Genomic DNA, 17,627 nt, shown 5'->3' with positions numbered 1-17,627 from the left:
CGCGTCGCAAGTGGGCCGGGCACGGAGGTACCGGTGTTGTACCTGCGTGTTCGGACCGCGCCGCGAGGCGGAAGCTGGGCCTCGTCGCAGGCCGCCGTGATCCACCAGACGCGCCCTAGCCCTGCTCAGCGGCGCGGGCCATGGCTCGCAGGGTGTGGGCGAAGCCGATCCTGCCGATGGCGGACAGCAGGGGCGAGGCGTGACGGGTGAGGGCGTGCGGGGTGACCGTGACGTCCTCGTGCCAGGTCGCGCGGGCGTGACCGCCCGGCAGGGGAGTGACCTCGAACCAGGCGGTGCCGTGGATGAGCCGGCCGTGTTTCTCGACGTCGCAGCGGCCGGGGGTGTCGCCGGGGCTGTTGCCGGCCGGGGGTTGCCAGCGGGTGACCGTCATCGGGTCGTCGAAGGCCAGCGGGCCGATGCCGGTGCGGGCCACGAAGCCGGCCCCGACGCCGCCGGCGTTCGCGGTGGTGACCCGAACGACGGTCAGCGGGACCCAGTCGCCGTGCCGGGGCCAGTCGACCAGTTCGGCCCAGACCCGGGTGGCGGGTGCTGCTACTTCTACGGAGACGCTGAACCGGGTCATCGGATCAGGCTTCCCGGTGGCCTGTGCAACAAACCTGCACGTGCAATTCATTGACTCCTGTATATCTGCCGAGTGAGGATTCTCGGTAGGTAGGGGACGCGCCGCAGGCTGCGGCTGAGCACGTCGCAGGACATTTCCGGCTGCCATTCCGCAGCTGTTCTCCGCGCGCGATCCCCGCATTTCTCATGCGGCAAGGAGACATTACCCATGGCATCCTCAGTACGGGTCCGCCGGCTCGCCGGTGCGGGCGCGCTGGTCGCCACGGTGGTGGCGGGACTCGCCCTCACCGCGGCCGGCGCCGCGGCCGCGACCGTGTTCACCGCCGACTTCGAGTCGGGCGGCACCAGCGCCTGGTCGAAGTCGGGCGGCACCTGGTCGGTGGTCGCCGACGGTTCGCAGACCCTGCGCCAGACGAACGTGGGCAGCGAGAACGCCCGGGAGTTCGCCGGCGACACCACCTGGACCAACTACACCGTGTCGGCGCGGGTCAAACCGCTGTCGTTCGGGTCGGGTGGCTTCGTGGGCCTGCTCGCCCGGGCCAACAGCGCCACCACGTTCTACCGGCTGGCGCTGCTGCCCGGCAACCAGGCGCAGCTGCAGGCGGTGAACAGCGGCAGCGTCACCGTGCTCGGCACGTCGTCGCGCACCGTCGCGACCGGCACCTGGTACACGCTGGGCCTGACGGTCAGCGGCACGACCGTCAGCGGCACGATCGACGGCGCGGCGGTGGGTTCCGCGAGCAGCTCGATCGTGGCCGGTGGCCGGATCGGCCTGCAGACGGGGTACGCGACCGCGGGCTTCGACGACGTCACCGTGGCCACCGGCGGGGGCGGCACCACCCCGACCCCGACCACCCCGGCCCCCACGACCCCGGCCCCTACAACTCCGGCCCCCACGACGCCCGCGCCGACCACGCCGCCGCCCACCACGCCGCCGTCCTCGGCCGGTGACCTGTACGTCTCCCCGAGCGGCAGCGCGAGCGCGCCCGGCACGGTGGGCAGCCCGACGACACTGGTCTCGGCGATCACCCGGATCGCGGCGGGCAGCACGATCTTCCTGCGCGGCGGGACCTATCCGTTCGCCCAGACGGTCACGATCGCCGCGGGGAACAACGGCACGTCGAGCGCACGCAAGACGCTCTCCGCGTACCCCGGGGAAGTTCCGGTATTGAACTTCTCGGCCCAGACCGAGGATTCCGCGAACCGCGGCCTGGCCGTGAACGCCAACTACTGGCGCGTTTACGGGATCGTCGTCGAACGGGCCGGTGACAACGGCATCTTCGTCGGCGGCAGCAACAACATCTTCGAGCGCACGATCACCCGCTACAACCGCGACACCGGGCTGCAGCTGTCCCGGATCGCGTCCGACACCCCGAACAGTCAATGGCCGGCGAACAATCTGGTGCTGAGCGCGGAATCGCACGACAACGCCGATTCCGACGGCGAGGACGCGGACGGGTTCGCCGCGAAACTGACGGTCGGCAGCGGCAACATCTTCCGGTACGCGGTGTCGCACAACAACATCGACGACGGCTGGGACCTGTACACCAAGACCGACACCGGCCCGATCGGTGTCGTGACCATCGAGGACTCGCTCGCCTACAGCAACGGGACGCTCAGCAACGGCACCCAGAACGGCAACGGTGACCGTAACGGTTACAAACTCGGCGGCGAGGACATCGCGGTCAACCACGTGGTGCGGCGGAGCATCGCGTTCAAGAACGGCAAGCACGGGTTCACGTACAACAGCAATCCGGGCTCGATGACGATCTCCAACAATCTGAGCATCGACAACACGGAACGCAATTTCTCGTTCGACGCCGGCACGTCGGTGTTCCGCAACAACACGTCGTGCCGCAGCTCCAGCGGGACGAACGACCGGATCATCGGCAACGCCGACAGCTCCAACCAGTTCTGGTCGGGCACGAACGGCTCCCGCTGCGCGAACTACACGGGCGCACTGGCCTGGTCGTTCGCCTCCGACGGCCGCCTGGCGGTCACCCTGGGAGGCAGGGCAGTGACCCTCTGAGGCGGTGCTGCCGCTGTCAGGATTTCCGTACGCGGAACTCGTTGCCGTCGGGGTCGGCCAGCAGGATCGTGCCGTCCCCGCCGGTCCCGAGCCGGGTGGCGCCGAGCGTGACCAGCCGGTCGATCTCCGTCTGCCGGTCCGCGACAAGCTCGAGACGCTGCCGGTCGCGCCCCGTCCTCGGTGCCACCGGCGGGCCGCCCCACGCGACCTTGGTGCCGCCGGCCGGGGACTGGATCGCGGTCTCCTCGTCCTGGTCCCACACCAGCGGCCAGCCCAGCGCGGCGCTCCAGAACAGGCCGACCGCCCGGGTGCCGTCGCAGGCGAGCTCCCCGAGCGGACCGCACCCGGCGAGATACCTGTTGCCGGGTTCGATCACGCACAGCTCGTTGCCCGCCGGATCGGCCAGCACGATGTGCCCCTCCTCGGGAAGCTGCCCGACGTCCAGGTGCCGGCCGCCGAGGCTCAGCGCGGTCGCCACCGTCTCGTCCTGGCCGGCGGCGCCGTCGCTGGTCACGTGCAGGTGGATCCGGTCGCGTGCCACCTTGGCCGTGTCGCTCGCGACGAACCGGAGGCCGGCCTGGGTGTCGCTCCCCGGCAGGAGCAGCCCATCGGCGTCCTCGACGATCTCCCGGCCGAGCAGCCCGGCCCAGAACCGGGCCGGTGGTGCCGGGTCAGGTGCGTCGTACGTAACCGCCAGCAGTCGCAAGCCCATCACCGCACAGTAGACACGACCACGGGGGCGACCAACCGAATTCCGGACCGGTCTGACCGGACATCAGCCGACGCCGCCTCCCCGGTGGGAGGCGGCGTCCGGGGGTGGTGCGGTCAGCTGGCGCCGCTGGCTCGCCAGTTGATGCTGGTCAGCAGGACCCGGGCCTCGTCGGCGACCTCGGCGTCGGCGATCACCGCGTACTGGGCGGCCTGCAGGGAACTGCGGGAGGTGAAGTCGCGGCGGCCGCCGGTCATGGCCTGGGCGAGGGCTCCGAAGACCGCTCCCCAGATGGCTCCGATGAGCAGGCCGAGGAAGATCACGCTGTACCAGTTGGAGTCGCTGAAGATGCCGAAGAAGAGGCCGATGAACAGGCCGAACCAGGCGCCGCTGGCCGCTCCGGCGCCGGCGGCCCGGGCTGTGGTGAGGCGGCCGAGGACGTTCTCGACGAGGCGCAGGTCCGTACCGATGATGCTGGTCCGCTCGACCGGGAACTTGTTGTCCGAGAGGTGGTCGACGGCCTGCTGGGCCAGGGCGTAGTCAGGGTAGACGCCGACCTGGACGGTGCCGCCCACGGTGCTCTGCGGGGCGGCCGCCGGGGGTGCGGGCACGCCGGCCGGGCCGGGCGGGATCGTGCCGGTGGTGCCGGGCATCGCGGGTTCGGGGGTGGTGGGGGTGGTCATGGCTTCCTCCTGCGGGTGATTCATGCGGGCTGAGGGCCGGGTGCGGGCCGGTCGCCTGCGGCTAGACGTACCCAGATCGCGAAGGTTCCAGCGACGATGGTGGTGACCGCCGCGATGCCGACCGCGAAGTACACGCGGCCCGAGCTCAGAGTCGGGACGAACGCGATCACGGCGAGGCCGCCGAGGGCGACCACGGTGCTGAGGGCGCCACCGATCGCGAAGATCGTCATGACGAAGCGGTTCGGGCGGGCGGTGACACCGAGGACGCCGACCCGCCAGGCGCGCACGAACGTGGTGGCCAGGGCGCTCCAGGCCAGGACCACGAACAGGGCGGCGATGGTGTCACTCGGGCGGTGCCACGCGGCCCAGACCGTGGCCACCGCGATGATGGTGACGTAGGCGGCGCCGAGCAGGGCGACCGTGCCGCGGATGGCGAACGGCAGCACCAGGATCAGCGCGAACGCGACGGACGCGGCGGCGGTGGTGTGCCCGCTGGGGAACGAGTTCGGCATCGTGGTGCCGTCCAGGTCGGGGCGGATCAGGTACGTCTTGAGCAGCCGGGTGGTGGCGTTGGAGCCGAGCACGAGCAGTGCCGCGGCGATGGCCAGGTCGGCGCGCTTGCGGACGAAGCCGATGGCGGCGGCGGCCAGGCAGATGCCGACGAGGCTGACCAGGGTCGTGCCGTTCAGTGCACGTTGCATGATCTCGACGGCGCGGGGGTGGCTGACATCCGCGCCGTTCATGGCGCGGGTGTCGATCAGCTGCCCGGGGCGGGTGCGGACCGCGAGGTAGTAGATCCCGGCGACGGCGGCCAGCGCGAGCACCGCGATGAGGAAATGCGCGAGCACGTGACTGAACCCGCGGCCACCGGCTCGGGTGGTCTCGGCGGGGCGGGCGGCCAGGGCCGTCATCGGCAGGTCCTCCTGTGCGTGGTCTGCGGTGCGGGATGGCTTTGCCCAGACCGGTGGTGTTTCAAGCCTGCGAATCGCGCGGATCATAGACCGCTCCCGCCCCGGGCGCCTCCCGAGCACCACCGGACGCCGTGGCAACCCGACTGCACCTGCGAGCGCTCTTGGCCCGCAACGCCGCCCCGTGACCTTCGAGACACGAGCCGAGGCACGGATGCCGAGGCCGCGATCGAGGGGATGTCCATGTCGCTCACCGCCCGACGACTGCTCACCGGGCCGCTGCTGGTCGCCGCGCTCGGCGCCGGGTTGGTCGCTTCACCGCAGGCCGCGAGCGCGGCCTCCGGGGTCACCGCGACCGTCAGGGTCGCCGGCACGCTCCAGGTGCGTGCCACGCCGTCGCTGACCGCGAAGGCGGTCGGTTCGCTGCACGCCGGTCAGCGGGTCACGGTCACCTGCCGGGTCAACGGCCAGAAGGTACGCGGCTCGGTGCGTACCTCGAGCGCCTGGGACCGGATCGGCCCCGGCCGGTACGTCTCCCACGCGTACATGTCGGCGACCAGGTCCGTCCCGGTCTGTGCCGCGGCCTCCCCGGTGGCCGTCCCGACGAAGGCGAAGCCGGTCCCGAAGGCGACCGGCGCGAAGTTCGTGGTCGGCACGGTGCGCAGCACCGAGGGCAAGGTCAACCTGCGCTCGGGCCCGTCGACATCCGCGCCGGTGATGGGCACCGTCGGCACCGGTCGCACGATCAACCTGGTGTGCGCGGTCGCCGGGCAGAGTGTCACCGGCACGGTGCGCACCACGACCCAGTGGGACAAGACGTCGGTCGGCACGTACATCTCGCACGGGTTCATGTATTCCGGCCCGATCCCGGCGTGCACCGGGTCCGCGCTGCCGGCGCCGGTGGTCACGCTGACCCCGGAGCAGTTCATCCGGGCGTCGGTGCCGGGTGCGCAGCGCGGCTGGCGTGAGTTCGGCGTGCCGCCGTCGGTGACGATCGCGCAGGCCATCCTCGAGTCGGGCTGGGGCCGCAGCGGCCTGTCCGCGGTCGACAGGAACTATTTCGGCATCAAGTGCCAGAACGGCGGCTTCGGCAAGCTCGCGAACGGCTGCCACACGTACGTGACCGAGGAGTGCACCAAGGCCGGCGTGTGCTTCACCACGACCGGGGTCTTCCGCACGTACGCCAGCCAGGCGCACTCGTTCCGTGACCACGGGAACTTCCTGCGCGTCAACCCGCGGTACGAGGGGGCGTTCGCGTACACGACGAGCGCGAACAAGTTCATCTGGAAGGTCTGGAAGGCCGGTTACGCCACGGACCCGAAGTACTACACCAAGGTCACCGGCATCATGGCCGCCTGGAACCTGTACCAGTACGACACCTGGAAGTGACGTAGCGGACCACCCCCGTCGGCGGAACCTGGCCGACGGGGGTGATTTGCGTCTTATGCTCCCTTCAGTGAGGAGCAGATGGTGAAGAGTGGCAACGGGCCCAGCGCGTGGCAGGGGCGTTTCGTCGGTCCACTGCTCGCCGCCAACGTGCTCGTCGTCGGCCTCACCGCCACGCTGCTCACCGTCGGCGCGCTCAAGGAGGACCAGCGCGCCGCCGCGGACCGGGTCATGGAACAGCGCACCGCGGTGGCCCGCGCCGCCGTCGAGACCGAGATCGGGCGCTACCGCGACCTCATGCTGGCCGTCGCCGCCGGGCTCGGCACCAACACCCGGCTCACCGCGGGCGACTTCGCCGCGGCCACCGCCCCGCTGGACCGCGCCGCGCTGCCGGGCGCGACCTCGGTCGCGTTCGTCGTCGCGGCGGGACCGGACGGTTTCGCCGCGACCCAGCGGCTGTGGCGCGAACGGGGCGTACCCGCGCTGACCCTGGCCCCGCGCGGCACGCACGCCGAGCACTACTTCTCGATCTTCCAGCGCAGCCTCAACGCGAGCGGGCCGAGCTATCCCGGGCTCGACGTCGCCGAGTCACCGGAGGCCTCCGCCGCGCTGGTGGCCGCCCGGGCCACCGGGGACCCGGCGGTGTCCGACGCGTACGTGCTGCTGCGTGACCGCGGCATCCCCGAGGCCGAGCAGCAGCTCTCGTTCCTGTTCGTCACGCCGATGGCGATGCCCGGCGCGACCGGGTGGCTGGCGCTCGGCCTGCACAGCCGCGACTTCCTCGACCGGGTCCTCGGCACCGGCGGCCAGGGTCAGCTGGACGGCGAGCTCTACGCGTCGAACGGCGCCGGCGAGCGGGTCAAGGTCGCTTCCTACGACGCGGCCGGCCGGCGGGACATGACCCGTACCGGGACGATCCACGTCGCGGACCAGCAGTGGCAGCTCGTCACCGGCGCCGACTCGCGCAGGCTGCCCGGCGCGCGGACCAGCACCCCGGCGACCGTCCTGCTGGGCGGTTTCGTCATCACCGCCATGCTGGCGCTGCTCGTCTGGATCCTGGCCACCGGCCGGTCCCGGGCCCGCTCCCAGGTACTGGTCGCCACCGCCGAGCTGCGGACCGCCGAGGCGGAGAGCCGCCGCCAGGCCGGCCTGCTGCGGGCGGTCATGACCAGCATCGGCGACGGCGTCGGGGTGGTCGACGAGAACGGGCACTTCCTGCTGCACAACCCGGCCGCCAAGGGGCTGCTCGGCATCGCCGACGACGCCGACGAGCCGCAGGACTGGCAGGAGCACTACGGGCTGTACCGGGCCGACGGGCGTACCCCGTTCCCGCTCGACGAACTGCCGCTGATCCGGGCGCTGCGCGGCGAGTCCTGTGACGGCGTCGAGATCCTCATCCGCAACGGCAAGCGCAAGGAGGGCATCCTGGTCAGCGTCGACGGGCGCCCGCTCGACCCGAGCGCGGGCCTGCACGGCGCGGTCGCGGTGTTCCACGACATCACCGAGCTGCGGCGGTACGAGACCGACCTGGCAGTGTTCGCCGGGGTGGTGGCGCACGACCTGAAGGCGCCGCTCGCGGTGATCCGCGGGCACTGCGAGACCGCCGCCGACGAGCTGGCCGACGCCCCCGAGGGCCCGGAGGTGTTCGAGGCCCGCTCGGCCCTGGACCGCATCGCCAACGCGGTGGACCGGATGGCGGCCCTGATCGACACGCTGCTCGCGTACACGACCTCGCGCGACGCGCCGCTGAAGCTGGAGACGGTCCCGCTGGCCCGGCTGGTCGCCGACATCATCGCCCAGCGCACCGAGCACCTGCGCCCGGACGTCTCGGCGCCGGACTTCTACCTGGGCCAGCTGCCCGAGGTGCTGGCCGACCCGGCGATGCTGCGCCACGTGCTCGACAACCTCGTCGGCAACGCGCTGAAGTACGTGCAGTTCGGCCGCGGCGCCCGGATCGACGTGACGGCCGCGCCCGGGCCGCCGGGCTGGACCCGGATCGAGGTCGCCGACCGCGGCATCGGCATCCCCGACGAGGACAAACCCAGCATCTTCGACTCGTTCCACCGGGCCTCGTCCGCCGCCGGCTACGCCGGCAGCGGCCTCGGGCTGGCCATCTGCCGGCGCATCGTCGAGCGGCACGGCGGCAGCATCGGCGTGCAGGACAACCCCGGCGGGGGTACGCGCTTCCACTTCACCCTGCCGCTGGCGCCCGCCCGCGCGGCGCTGGACCGGGCGCTCGCCGAGCGCGCCGCGGTGCAGGAGATCGCCGGCGGGGTCCGCCCCGGCGAGCCGGTCAGACCTGCCGGGGTGGCAGCAGGGCCGCCACACAGGCCAGGAGCTGGGCCGGCAGGAACGGCTTGAGCAGGGTGGCGCTCGCACCGGCCGCGGCCGCGCGCTCGTCGCCGGGCAGCATCGACCCGCTGGCCAGCACGACCGGGATGTGCCGGAGCTCCTCGTCGGCGCGGATCGCCCGGCACAGATCGAGCCCGGTCATCTTGGGCATGTCCACGTCGGTCACGACGATGTCCGGCAGGTGCTTGCGAACGGCCTCGAGGGCCTGCTCGCCGTCGGTGGTGGTGACCACTTCGTGTCCGGCCCGTTCGAGCGCTCTGCGCAGGACGAACAAAATGTCCTCGTGGTCCTCGGCGACGACGATCAATGGGGGCTCCGGCACTCGGGGGAGATGGTGCTCTTTGCACCAATAAAGATCGAGTGGTCTCCGGGTCACGGGCCCGTGCCGCATTTCATTGCCCGCGGCGGGGGTTAGATGGGTGCATGACTATTGCTTCCCTGCCCCTGGGCGGGCCGAGAGACATGCCGCTGCTGGGCTTCGGGACCTGGCAGATCCAGGGTGACGCCGCGTACGACGCGGTCAGCGAGGCCCTGCGGGCCGGTTACCGGCACCTCGACACCGCCACCGTGTACGGCAACGAGGCCGAGGTCGGCCGCGCGATCGCCGACAGCGGCGTGTCGCGCGACGAGATCTTCATCACCACCAAGATGCCGGCGAGCCAGCCCGGCCACGAGCGCTCCACCCTCGACGCGAGCCTCAAGGCGCTCGGCGTCGACGCCGTCGACCTCTGGCTGATCCACTGGCCACCGCCGGCCGGCACGTCGGTGCCGATGTGGCGCGCCCTGCTCGAGGCCCGCGATCAGGGCCGCGTGCACGCCGTCGGGGTCAGCAACTACGACCTCGCGCTCATCGACGAACTGATCGCCGAGACCGGCCAGAAGCCGGCCGTCAACCAGATCACCTGGGGTCCGACGCTGTGGGACGCCGAGCTGGTGGCGGCGCACCGCGAGCGTGGCATCGTCGTCGAGGGCTACTCGGGCTTCCGCAACACCGACCTCGGCGACCCGGTGCTGACCGCGATCGGCGCGGCGCACGGCGTCGACGCGGCCCGGGTGGTGCTGCGCTGGCACGTCCAGCACGAGATCGTGGTCATCCCCAAGAGCGTCACGCCGGAGCGGATCCGCAACAACTTCGACATCGACGGCTTCACCTTGACCGACGACGAGATGGGTCGGATCGACGCGCTGAGCAAATAATCACGGGCCGAAAATCATGGGGCACTGAGGGGCGATGGTGCCTATTGTTGTCTCGCCATGTCTGTAACGCCCCTCAGCTCTGACCTCGCCGAGCTCCGCCGCCGTGTCTCCGCCCTGCTCGTCCGCGACGAACGCCGGTTGCGGCGCCGCCTCGAGGGCACCCGCAAGATCCGCGACGACGACGCGCGGGCCGCCGCGCTCGCCGAGATCGCCGGTGAGATCGAGCGGGCCGAGGCCCGCCGGGCCACGAGGATCGCGTCGGTCCCGGTGGTGACCTACCCGCCGGACCTGCCGGTCAGCGGCCGCAAGGACGACATCCTCGCCGCGATCCGCGACCACCAGGTCGTGATCGTGGCGGGGGAGACCGGCTCCGGCAAGACCACCCAGATCCCCAAGATCTGCATCGAGCTGGGCCGCGGCATCGACGGCCAGATCGGGCACACCCAGCCCCGCCGGATCGCGGCCCGCACGGTCGCCGAGCGCATCGCCGAGGAGCTCGGCACCGACCTCGGCGAGACCGTCGGCTACAAGGTCCGCTTCACCGACCAGGTCTCCGACGCGACCATGGTCAAGGTGATGACCGACGGCATCCTGCTCGCCGAGATCCAGCACGACCGGATGCTGCGCCGCTACGACACGCTGATCATCGACGAGGCGCACGAGCGCAGCCTCAACATCGACTTCATCCTCGGTTACCTGCGCCAGCTCCTGCCGCAGCGGCCCGACCTCAAGCTGATCATCACGTCGGCGACGATCGAGACGCAGCGCTTCGCCGAGCACTTCGCCGAGGCGGACGGCCGGCCGGCGCCGGTGATCGAGGTCTCCGGGCGTACCTATCCGGTCGAGGTCCGGTACCGCCCGCTCGTCGAGGAGAACGAGGAGCAGGAGCGCGAGGAGCCGGTCGACCTGGTCGACGGCATCGCCGCCGCGGTGGACGAGCTGGGCCGCGAGTCCGACGGTGACATCCTGGTGTTCCTCAGCGGGGAGCGGGAGATCAGGGACACCGCCGACGCACTGAACAAGAAGGACCTGCGCAACACCGAGGTCGTGCCGCTGTACGGGCGGTTGAGCGCGGCCGAGCAGCACAAGGTCTTCGAACGGCACACCGGCCGGCGCGTGGTGCTCGCCACCAACGTGGCCGAGACGTCGCTGACCGTGCCGGGCATCCGGTACGTGATCGACCCGGGCACGGCCCGGATCTCGCGCTACTCCAGCCGGCTCAAGGTGCAGCGGCTGCCCATCGAAGCCGTCTCCCAGGCCAGCGCCAACCAGCGCAAGGGCCGCTGCGGTCGTACCTCCGACGGTATCTGCATCCGCCTGTTCTCCGAGGAGGACTTCCTCGGCCGGCCGGAGTTCACCGAGCCGGAGATCCTGCGCACCAACCTGGCGTCGGTCATCCTGCAGATGACCAACCTCGGCCTGGGCGACCTGGCGAAATTCCCGTTCATCGACCCGCCGGACAAGCGCAACGTCACCGACGGCGTCAAGCTCCTCGAGGAACTCGGCGCCCTGGACCAGCGCGCGCTCACCCCGATGGGCCGCAAGCTGGCCGCGCTGCCGGTCGACCCGCGGCTGGCCCGGATGGTCGTCGAGGGCGGCGAGCAGCAGTGCGTCGCCGAGGTCATGGTGCTGGCCGCGGCGCTGTCCATCCAGGACCCCCGCGAGCGCCCGGCCGAGCGCCAGCAGCAGGCCGACGAGAAACACGCCCGGTTCGTGGACAAGGAATCGGACTTCTTCAGCTACCTCAACCTCTGGCGCTACCTCAAGAAACAACAGCGCGAGCTCTCCGGCAACCAGTTCCGGCGGATGTGCCGGTCGGAATTCCTCAACTACCTGCGCGTACGCGAATGGCAGGACCTGTACGCGCAGCTGCGGCAGGTGGCCCGCGGTCTCGATCTCGCGATCGTGGAGAACGAGGAGGGCATGCCCGACGTGCAGCGGCTGCACACCGCGCTGCTGTCCGGGCTGCTCAGCCACATCGGGCTCAAGGACACCGACAAACGCGAGTACCTCGGCGCGCGGGGTGCCAAGTTCCAGATCTTCCCCGGCTCGGCGCTGTTCAAGAAGCAGCCGCGCTGGGTGATGTCGGCCGAGCTCGTCGAGACGTCACGGCTGTGGGGCCGGGTCAACGCCCGCATCGAGCCCGAGTGGGCCGAGAAACTCGCCCCGCACCTGGTGAAACGCAGCTACAGCGAACCGCACTGGGAGAAGAAGCAGGGCGCCGTCATGGCGTACGAGAAGGTCACTCTCTACGGGTTGCCGATCGTCGCGAGGCGCAAGGTCGGTTACTCGAAGGTCGACCCGGTCGCGTCGCGGGAGCTGTTCATCCGGCACGCGCTGGTCGAGGGCGACTGGGAGACCCACCACCCGTTCTTCGCCGAGAACGCCAAGCTGCTCGCCCGGATCGAGGAGATCGAGAACCGGGCCCGCCGCCGCGACATCCTGGTCGACGACGAGACCGTGTACGCGCTGTACGACGAGCGCATCCCCGCCGAGGTGGTCTCCGCCCGGCACTTCGACTCGTGGTGGAAGAAGGCCCGCCACGAGAACCCGCAGCTGCTCACGTTCACCCGGGAGCTGCTGGTCAACACCGGCCGCGACGGGGTGGACCCGGGGGCGTACCCGGACGCCTGGCTCGCCGGCGGCGTCCGGATGCCGCTGACCTACCAGTTCGAGCCGGGCACGAAGGCCGACGGCGTCACCGTGCGGGTGCCGCTGGCGCTGCTCAACAAGCTCGACGGCGACGACTTCGGCTGGAACGTGCCGGGCCTGCGCAAGGAGATCATCGTCGCGCTGATCCGGGCGCTGCCCAAGCAGCTGCGCACCAGCTTCGTGCCGGTCCCGGACTGGGCCGACGCGGTGCTGTCGCGCATCCCGGCCCGGCGCGGCAACCTCAGCGACGCGGTCGGCGCCGAGCTGCGCCGGCTCACCGGCACGGTCGTGCCGCGCGACGCCTGGCGCCCCGACCAGGTCCCGGACCACCTGCGGATCAACTTCCGGGTGGTCAACGAGACCGGCGAGACCGTGGGGGAGGGCCGTGACCTGGACGTCCTGCGCGCGAGCCTCGCCCCCAAGGTCCAGCAGACGATCTCCGCCGCCGCCGGCGACATCGAACGCCGGGGCATCCGGACCAACGATTTCGGTACGCTGGCCCGCTCGGTCAAACAGGTCCGCGGCGGTTATGAGGTCGCGGTCTACCCGGCCCTGGCCGACGAGCAGGACAGCGTGGCCGTGCGGGTCTTCGAGACCGAGGCCGAACAGCGTGAGGCGATGCGGGCCGGCACCCGGCGCCTGCTGCTGCTCACGCTGCCCCCGGCCGCCCGTTACCTGCAGGGGCGCCTGGACAACCGGGCCAAGCTGGAGCTGTCGCGAGGCAACCCGTACCGCTCGATCGCCGACCTGCTCGACGACTGTGCCGGCGCTGCCCTGGACCGTCTCGTGCAGGACAACGGCGGGCCGGCCTGGTCGTCGGAGGCGTTCGCGAAGCTGCGTGACGAGGTCCGCGCCGACCTGGTCGACGCCACCGCGGCCGTGGTCACCCAGGTGCAGGCGGTGCTCGCCACCGCGTACGAGGTCGGGCAGCGCCTCGGCACCACCCGGGACCCGTCGATGGTCCCGGCGCTGGCGGACATCCGTACCCAGCTGAAGGCCCTGGTCCACCCCGGGTTCGTCACCGAGACCGGCTGGCGCCAGCTGCACCAGCTGCCCCGCTATCTCAAGGGCGTCACCCACCGCCTCGACCGGCTCGCCGGCAACCTGGCCCGGGACCGGCAGCTGATGAACCAGCTGCACGAGATCGAGCAGGAGTACCGCGAGCTGCGCGCCGAGCTGCCGGTGGGCGGCCCGGCGGACGAGGGCCTGCGGGAGATCCGCTGGATGATCGAGGAGCTGCGGATCAACTTCTTCGCGCAGGCGCTCGGGACGGCTTACCCGGTTTCGGACAAACGCATCTACAAAGCCATGGATCAACTTCCCTCCTGACACGTTCTGTCCCGTTCCGCCCCGGCTTCGACCACGATCATGCGACCGTGGCAACGATGGCCAGGGGTCGGACGACGGAGCAGGCGGGCGAGCGTACGCGCTCCGCCCGCCCGTGGTGGTTGTGGCACCTCATCGTGCTCGGCACCGCGACGGCCGCCATTGCACTGGTCCCGGCCGGTGCCGCGCGCAACGCGATCATGCTGACCTCCGCGGCCACCGTGGTCGTGGCGATCGTCGTGGGGCTGCGGATACACCGCCCGCCGCACCGGCTCGGCTGGCTCGTGCTGCTGGTCGCGGTCGTCTACACGGTGCTCAGCAACGTGCTGTGGCCGGTGCTGCAGGCGACCGGCGTGACCGGCGACTCCCCGGCGATCGACCTGCTGTACTACACGACCTACCCGGTGCTCGGGCTCGCGCTGGCGCTGCTGCCGGTTCGCGGGCGCCGGGACCTGCGGTTCGCCGGATACATCGAGACCGGCATCATCACCAGCGGTGCGGCGGTGGTGTGGTGGACGCTGCTCGTGGACCCGTACGTGCTGGATCCGGACCAGATCCCCGATCAGCTGCATGTCGTCGCGTTCCCGATGTTCGACATGGTGATCTTCGCCCTGGGGCTGCGGTTGCTGCTGGTCGGCGGGGCCGGCTCGCTCAGCTTCGCGCTGATCGCGCTCGCCACCGCCGCGCTGCTGACCGCCGACACGGCCCTGTTCGTGTCCGCGCTCAACAGCGGCGGGTCACCGCTGGTCAGCGTCGTGTGCTGGATGCTGTCCAACGCGCTTCTCGGCACCGCCGCGCTGCATCCCTCGATGGCCGCGCCGCCCGCCGACCGGCCCGTCGACGATGCGCTCGACAACGTCGGCACGGCGCGGATCTACGTCGTCACCGTGGTCGCGACACCGATCATGACAGCGATCTTCCTGCTGCACGAGTCCATGGTCGACCGGGTCACCGCGGGCGACATCATCGTGCCGGTCGGGGCCACGGCGGTGACCGCCGCGCTCGTGGTGTCGCGCATGCGCCAGCTCAACCTCGTCGCCCGCAAGCGTGCCGTGGCACTGCAGGAGTCCGTCAGCAAGCAGGCCGAACTGCAGGGCGAGCTGCTGCACCGGGCCCAGCACGACAGCCTCACCGGCCTGCCCAACCGCGAGCTGCTGTACGAACGGCTCACCGCGGCGCTGGCGGGGGAGCGCGCCGGGGCGCTTGTGGTGCTCGACCTCGACGCGTTCAAGGAGGTCAACGACCGGTTCGGCCACGCCGTCGGCGACGAGCTGCTGGTGGCGGCGACCGGCCGGCTGCACGACATCGTCCCGGCCGGCGGGGTGCTGGCCCGCCTGGACAGCGACGAGTTCGCGGTCCTGATGCTGGATCACGACCTGGCCGGGTGCCGACGGACCGGGGAGCGGGTCCTGTCGGCGATGCGCCATCCGTTCCCGGTGCAGGGTCACGAGCTGTTCGCCACGGCCAGCATCGGGTTGCGGCTGCTGGATCCCGACCTGCTCACCGGCGACGTGCTGCGGGACGCGTACATGGCGCTGCACGCGGCCAAGGCGGCCGGCCGGGACCAGATGACGCTCTTCGACCGGGCGCTCAGCGATCAGAAACTCGAAGCGGCACGTACGGTCGAACGGCTGCGCGGGGCGATCGAACGCGACGAGCTGATCGTGCATTTCCAGCCGCTGGTCCGGCTGGCCGACGAGCGGATGACCGGGGTCGAGGCGCTGATCCGCTGGCAGCCCGCGGGCGAGGCGATGATCCCGCCCGACCGGTTCATCCCGGCGGCCGAGGACAGCGGCCTGATCGTGCCGATCGGGGAGTGGGTGCTGCGCCGTTCCTGCGAGGTCGTCGCCGGGTGGCACCGGCGCCGGCACGCCGCCGTCGTCTCGGTCAACGTGTCCCCGCGGCAGTTGCGCGAGCCCGACTTCGCGGCCAAGGTCTTCGCCGCGTTGCGTGACTCCGGCCTGGCCCCGGCGTCGTTGATCCTGGAGATCACCGAGGGCGTCCTGGTCGACTCCGGCATGGTGACCGAGCAGGCGATCCGCCATCTGACGACGTTGCGCGCGCACGGGGTGAAGGTCGCGATCGACGATTTCGGCACCGGCTACTCCTCGCTGGCGTACCTGCGGGACCTGCCGATCGACCACATCAAGATCGACAAATCGTTCATGCCGGGGCCGGGGGGTCCCTCCTCGGTCGCGGGCAGCGTGGACACCACCGCCATCACCATGGTCAAGGCGATCATCGACCTCGCGGCCGGCCTCGAGCTCGGCACCATCGCCGAGGGCGTCGAGACCCCGGAGCAGGTCGCCCTGTTGCGGTCGCTGGGCTGTGACCGGGCCCAGGGGTACTACTTCGCCCGGCCGTTGCCCGCCGAGGAGGCGGCGCTGCTGCTCTCCAGCGCCGAGTGGGGTTCGTCCGTCCCGCGCTGAAAGGCCCCCGAGCGGCTGTCCGGGGCCGGTGGGGTGCGCTGTGGGCAGCGGTCGGGTGCCGTTCGGTTACCCCGCTGTCAACCGGCCCCCGCAGGCCCTAGCGTCCTTCTCATGACGAACGAATTCCTCGCCTTCGCCCCGGTTTCCACCGCTCCCGCCGCCGACCCGGCCCGCGCGCTGCTGGACGAGATGATGGCGCGGGTGGGCGTCGACGGCCTTGCCGCCGCCCTCGGTGACGCCGGTCTGCTCGCCCAGGTCGACCAGCACGCCGCTGCCGTCCGCGACGCCCTGCACCAGGCCGGCCGCGAGGTGGACGCCGAGGGTCTGGCCGCCTACGCCACGTCGATCGTCGCCGCCGCCAAGCGGATGAACCGGCCGATCCCGGAGCCCGGCGACGCCTACGTCTCAGGCACCGCCTGGCTGGCCGCCGAGTGGCACATGATGCGCCTCGTCGCGGTGTGCCTGATCGCCGAGTCGGCCGGTCTCCTCTGACCGGTCTACGGACTAACCCACCCGAAACACCGATTTTTGGCTTTACGCAATCTAAACGGTGAAAAGTACGTTCTCTGCATGCGATTCACCGCTACCACGACTCTGCTGGGCACGCTGTTCACCGCGCTCACCCTGGCCCCGACCCCGGCGTCCGCCGCCGCCGTCCCCGCTCCCGCCGCCGCCGCTCCCGCGCCGGTGACCGTGGCGCGCTACTCGTTCGACAAGGGCACCGTCGTCAACGGCAAGGTGGCCGACCGGTCCGGCCGCGGCTCCGCCCTCACCGTCCGCACCGCGGAACGGGGACGGGTCAACTTCAACGGCACGACCGCCGACCGGTACGCCGCGTTCCCGGCGGTGTGCGTCCCGAAAGCCGGCTGCCCCCGGGCGCTGCTGGAGGGCACCGACGACCCGGACCTCGACCCGGGCACCCGCGTGTTCCGCTGGGGTGCCAGCATCCGCCTGACGAAAGCGCAGGTCGCGGGCTCCTCGAACGTCATGCAGAAGGGCGTCGTCGACACCGAGAGCCTGTGGAAGATGCAGGTCGGCGCCAACCAGGGCAAGGCCCACTGCGTGGTGATCGGTCAGGGCTCGACCACCCCGACCATCTACATCGTGCGCTCCACGGTCGGCGTCGCGGACGGCAAGTGGCACGACATCCTCTGCGCGCGCTCCGGCGACCGCCTCACGGTCTACGTCGACAAGAAGGACCGCGGCCACGTCACCATCCCGGCGGCGCTGTCCATCGGCAACGCGAAACCGCTGCGCATCGGCGGCCCCAACTTCAACACGACCAGCGACATGTTCCACGGCCTGATCGACGACGTGTACGCCCGCCTGGGCTGATCGACGCTCGGCAGCGCTCCGGGACGACAGCGGGCCGGG

The 17,627-nt window shown here is 71.1% G+C and carries 13 protein-coding genes; 8 read left to right on the top strand and 5 right to left on the bottom strand.

The features are described from left to right. Positions 1–115 precede the first annotated feature (115 nt). On the bottom strand, positions 116–583 hold the full coding sequence (locus ACIA6A_RS25475; protein ID WP_396100354.1) for an SRPBCC family protein: 468 nt from the start codon (positions 581–583) through the stop codon (positions 116–118). A 207-nt stretch (positions 584–790) separates the two neighbouring features. Here ACIA6A_RS25475 and ACIA6A_RS25470 point away from each other — a divergent pair, with 207 nt between their 5' ends. Continuing rightward, positions 791–2,611 carry a LamG-like jellyroll fold domain-containing protein gene (locus ACIA6A_RS25470; protein WP_396100353.1) on the top strand — a complete coding sequence of 607 codons (1,821 nt, stop codon included), beginning with the start codon at positions 791–793 and terminating at the stop codon, positions 2,609–2,611. Positions 2,612–2,627: 16 nt separating this feature from the next. On the opposite strand, the gene ACIA6A_RS25465 is transcribed toward ACIA6A_RS25470, so the two are convergent. From ACIA6A_RS25465 to ACIA6A_RS25455, 3 genes are all read right to left on the bottom strand, one after another. Next, entirely contained in the window at positions 2,628–3,323 is a 696-nt protein-coding gene (locus ACIA6A_RS25465) for a VOC family protein (protein WP_396100352.1), read from the bottom strand. 113 nt (positions 3,324–3,436) lie between these two features. Beyond that, a complete protein-coding gene (locus tag ACIA6A_RS25460) occupies positions 3,437–4,003 on the bottom strand; it encodes a general stress protein (protein WP_396100351.1) in 567 nt (188 codons plus the stop codon). A 20-nt stretch (positions 4,004–4,023) separates the two neighbouring features. Beyond that, complete coding sequence (locus tag ACIA6A_RS25455; RefSeq protein WP_396100350.1) at positions 4,024–4,914, bottom strand: phosphatase PAP2 family protein; 891 nt, start codon at positions 4,912–4,914, stop codon at positions 4,024–4,026. A 240-nt stretch (positions 4,915–5,154) separates the two neighbouring features. Between ACIA6A_RS25455 and gsmA the strand changes: the two genes are divergently transcribed. Continuing rightward, complete coding sequence (gene gsmA / locus ACIA6A_RS25450; RefSeq protein WP_396100349.1) at positions 5,155–6,300, top strand: sporangiospore maturation cell wall hydrolase GsmA; 1,146 nt, start codon at positions 5,155–5,157, stop codon at positions 6,298–6,300. 78 nt (positions 6,301–6,378) lie between these two features. Continuing rightward, positions 6,379–8,658, top strand: coding sequence for an ATP-binding protein (locus ACIA6A_RS25445; RefSeq protein WP_396100348.1), 2,280 nt, complete (start codon positions 6,379–6,381; stop codon positions 8,656–8,658). On the opposite strand, the gene ACIA6A_RS25440 is transcribed toward ACIA6A_RS25445, so the two are convergent. Beyond that, complete coding sequence (locus ACIA6A_RS25440) at positions 8,591–8,971, bottom strand: response regulator (protein ID WP_396100347.1); 381 nt, start codon at positions 8,969–8,971, stop codon at positions 8,591–8,593. The genes ACIA6A_RS25445 and ACIA6A_RS25440 overlap by 68 nt on opposite strands. Before the next feature lie 101 nt (positions 8,972–9,072). Here ACIA6A_RS25440 and ACIA6A_RS25435 point away from each other — a divergent pair, with 101 nt between their 5' ends. The 5 genes from ACIA6A_RS25435 (at position 9,073) to ACIA6A_RS25415 (ending at position 17,588) form a co-directional block, all read left to right on the top strand. Continuing rightward, positions 9,073–9,846 (top strand): aldo/keto reductase, encoded by a 774-nt coding sequence (locus ACIA6A_RS25435; protein WP_396100346.1) that lies wholly within the window; start codon positions 9,073–9,075, stop codon positions 9,844–9,846. Positions 9,847–9,903: 57 nt separating this feature from the next. Next, positions 9,904–13,827 (top strand): ATP-dependent RNA helicase HrpA, encoded by a 3,924-nt coding sequence (hrpA, locus tag ACIA6A_RS25430; protein ID WP_396100345.1) that lies wholly within the window; start codon positions 9,904–9,906, stop codon positions 13,825–13,827. A gap of 56 nt (positions 13,828–13,883) precedes the next feature. Further along, positions 13,884–16,253, top strand: coding sequence for a putative bifunctional diguanylate cyclase/phosphodiesterase (locus ACIA6A_RS25425; protein WP_396100344.1), 2,370 nt, complete (start codon positions 13,884–13,886; stop codon positions 16,251–16,253). A 111-nt stretch (positions 16,254–16,364) separates the two neighbouring features. Then, positions 16,365–16,745 carry a DUF6401 family natural product biosynthesis protein gene (locus ACIA6A_RS25420; RefSeq protein WP_396100343.1) on the top strand — a complete coding sequence of 127 codons (381 nt, stop codon included), beginning with the start codon at positions 16,365–16,367 and terminating at the stop codon, positions 16,743–16,745. 78 nt (positions 16,746–16,823) lie between these two features. Further along, on the top strand, positions 16,824–17,588 hold the full coding sequence (locus ACIA6A_RS25415; protein WP_396100342.1) for a LamG-like jellyroll fold domain-containing protein: 765 nt from the start codon (positions 16,824–16,826) through the stop codon (positions 17,586–17,588). The last annotated feature ends 39 nt before the right edge of the window (positions 17,589–17,627 follow it).

It is taken from the genome of Actinoplanes sp. NPDC051494 (assembly GCF_044454705.1).
Lineage (GTDB): Bacteria > Actinomycetota > Actinomycetes > Mycobacteriales > Micromonosporaceae > Actinoplanes.
Note: the sequence above shows the minus strand (reverse complement) of the source record. Positions and strands in the feature narration are given on the sequence as shown.

Bases quoted from the DNA above. Each gene is read 5' to 3' on its own strand.
- ACIA6A_RS25460 (WP_396100351.1), bottom strand. From the start codon at position 4,003: ATGACCACCCCCACCACCCCCGAACCCGCGATGCCCGGCACCACCGGC.
- hrpA (WP_396100345.1), top strand. From the start codon at position 9,904: ATGTCTGTAACGCCCCTCAGCTCTGACCTCGCCGAGCTCCGCCGCCGT.
- ACIA6A_RS25445 (WP_396100348.1), top strand. From the start codon at position 6,379: ATGGTGAAGAGTGGCAACGGGCCCAGCGCGTGGCAGGGGCGTTTCGTC.
- ACIA6A_RS25435 (WP_396100346.1), top strand. From the start codon at position 9,073: ATGACTATTGCTTCCCTGCCCCTGGGCGGGCCGAGAGACATGCCGCTG.
- ACIA6A_RS25425 (WP_396100344.1), top strand. From the start codon at position 13,884: ATGGCCAGGGGTCGGACGACGGAGCAGGCGGGCGAGCGTACGCGCTCC.
- ACIA6A_RS25420 (WP_396100343.1), top strand. From the start codon at position 16,365: ATGACGAACGAATTCCTCGCCTTCGCCCCGGTTTCCACCGCTCCCGCC.
- ACIA6A_RS25415 (WP_396100342.1), top strand. From the start codon at position 16,824: ATGCGATTCACCGCTACCACGACTCTGCTGGGCACGCTGTTCACCGCG.
- ACIA6A_RS25455 (WP_396100350.1), bottom strand. From the start codon at position 4,914: ATGACGGCCCTGGCCGCCCGCCCCGCCGAGACCACCCGAGCCGGTGGC.
- gsmA (WP_396100349.1), top strand. From the start codon at position 5,155: ATGTCGCTCACCGCCCGACGACTGCTCACCGGGCCGCTGCTGGTCGCC.
- ACIA6A_RS25470 (WP_396100353.1), top strand. From the start codon at position 791: ATGGCATCCTCAGTACGGGTCCGCCGGCTCGCCGGTGCGGGCGCGCTG.
- ACIA6A_RS25475 (WP_396100354.1), bottom strand. From the start codon at position 583: ATGACCCGGTTCAGCGTCTCCGTAGAAGTAGCAGCACCCGCCACCCGG.
- ACIA6A_RS25465 (WP_396100352.1), bottom strand. From the start codon at position 3,323: ATGGGCTTGCGACTGCTGGCGGTTACGTACGACGCACCTGACCCGGCA.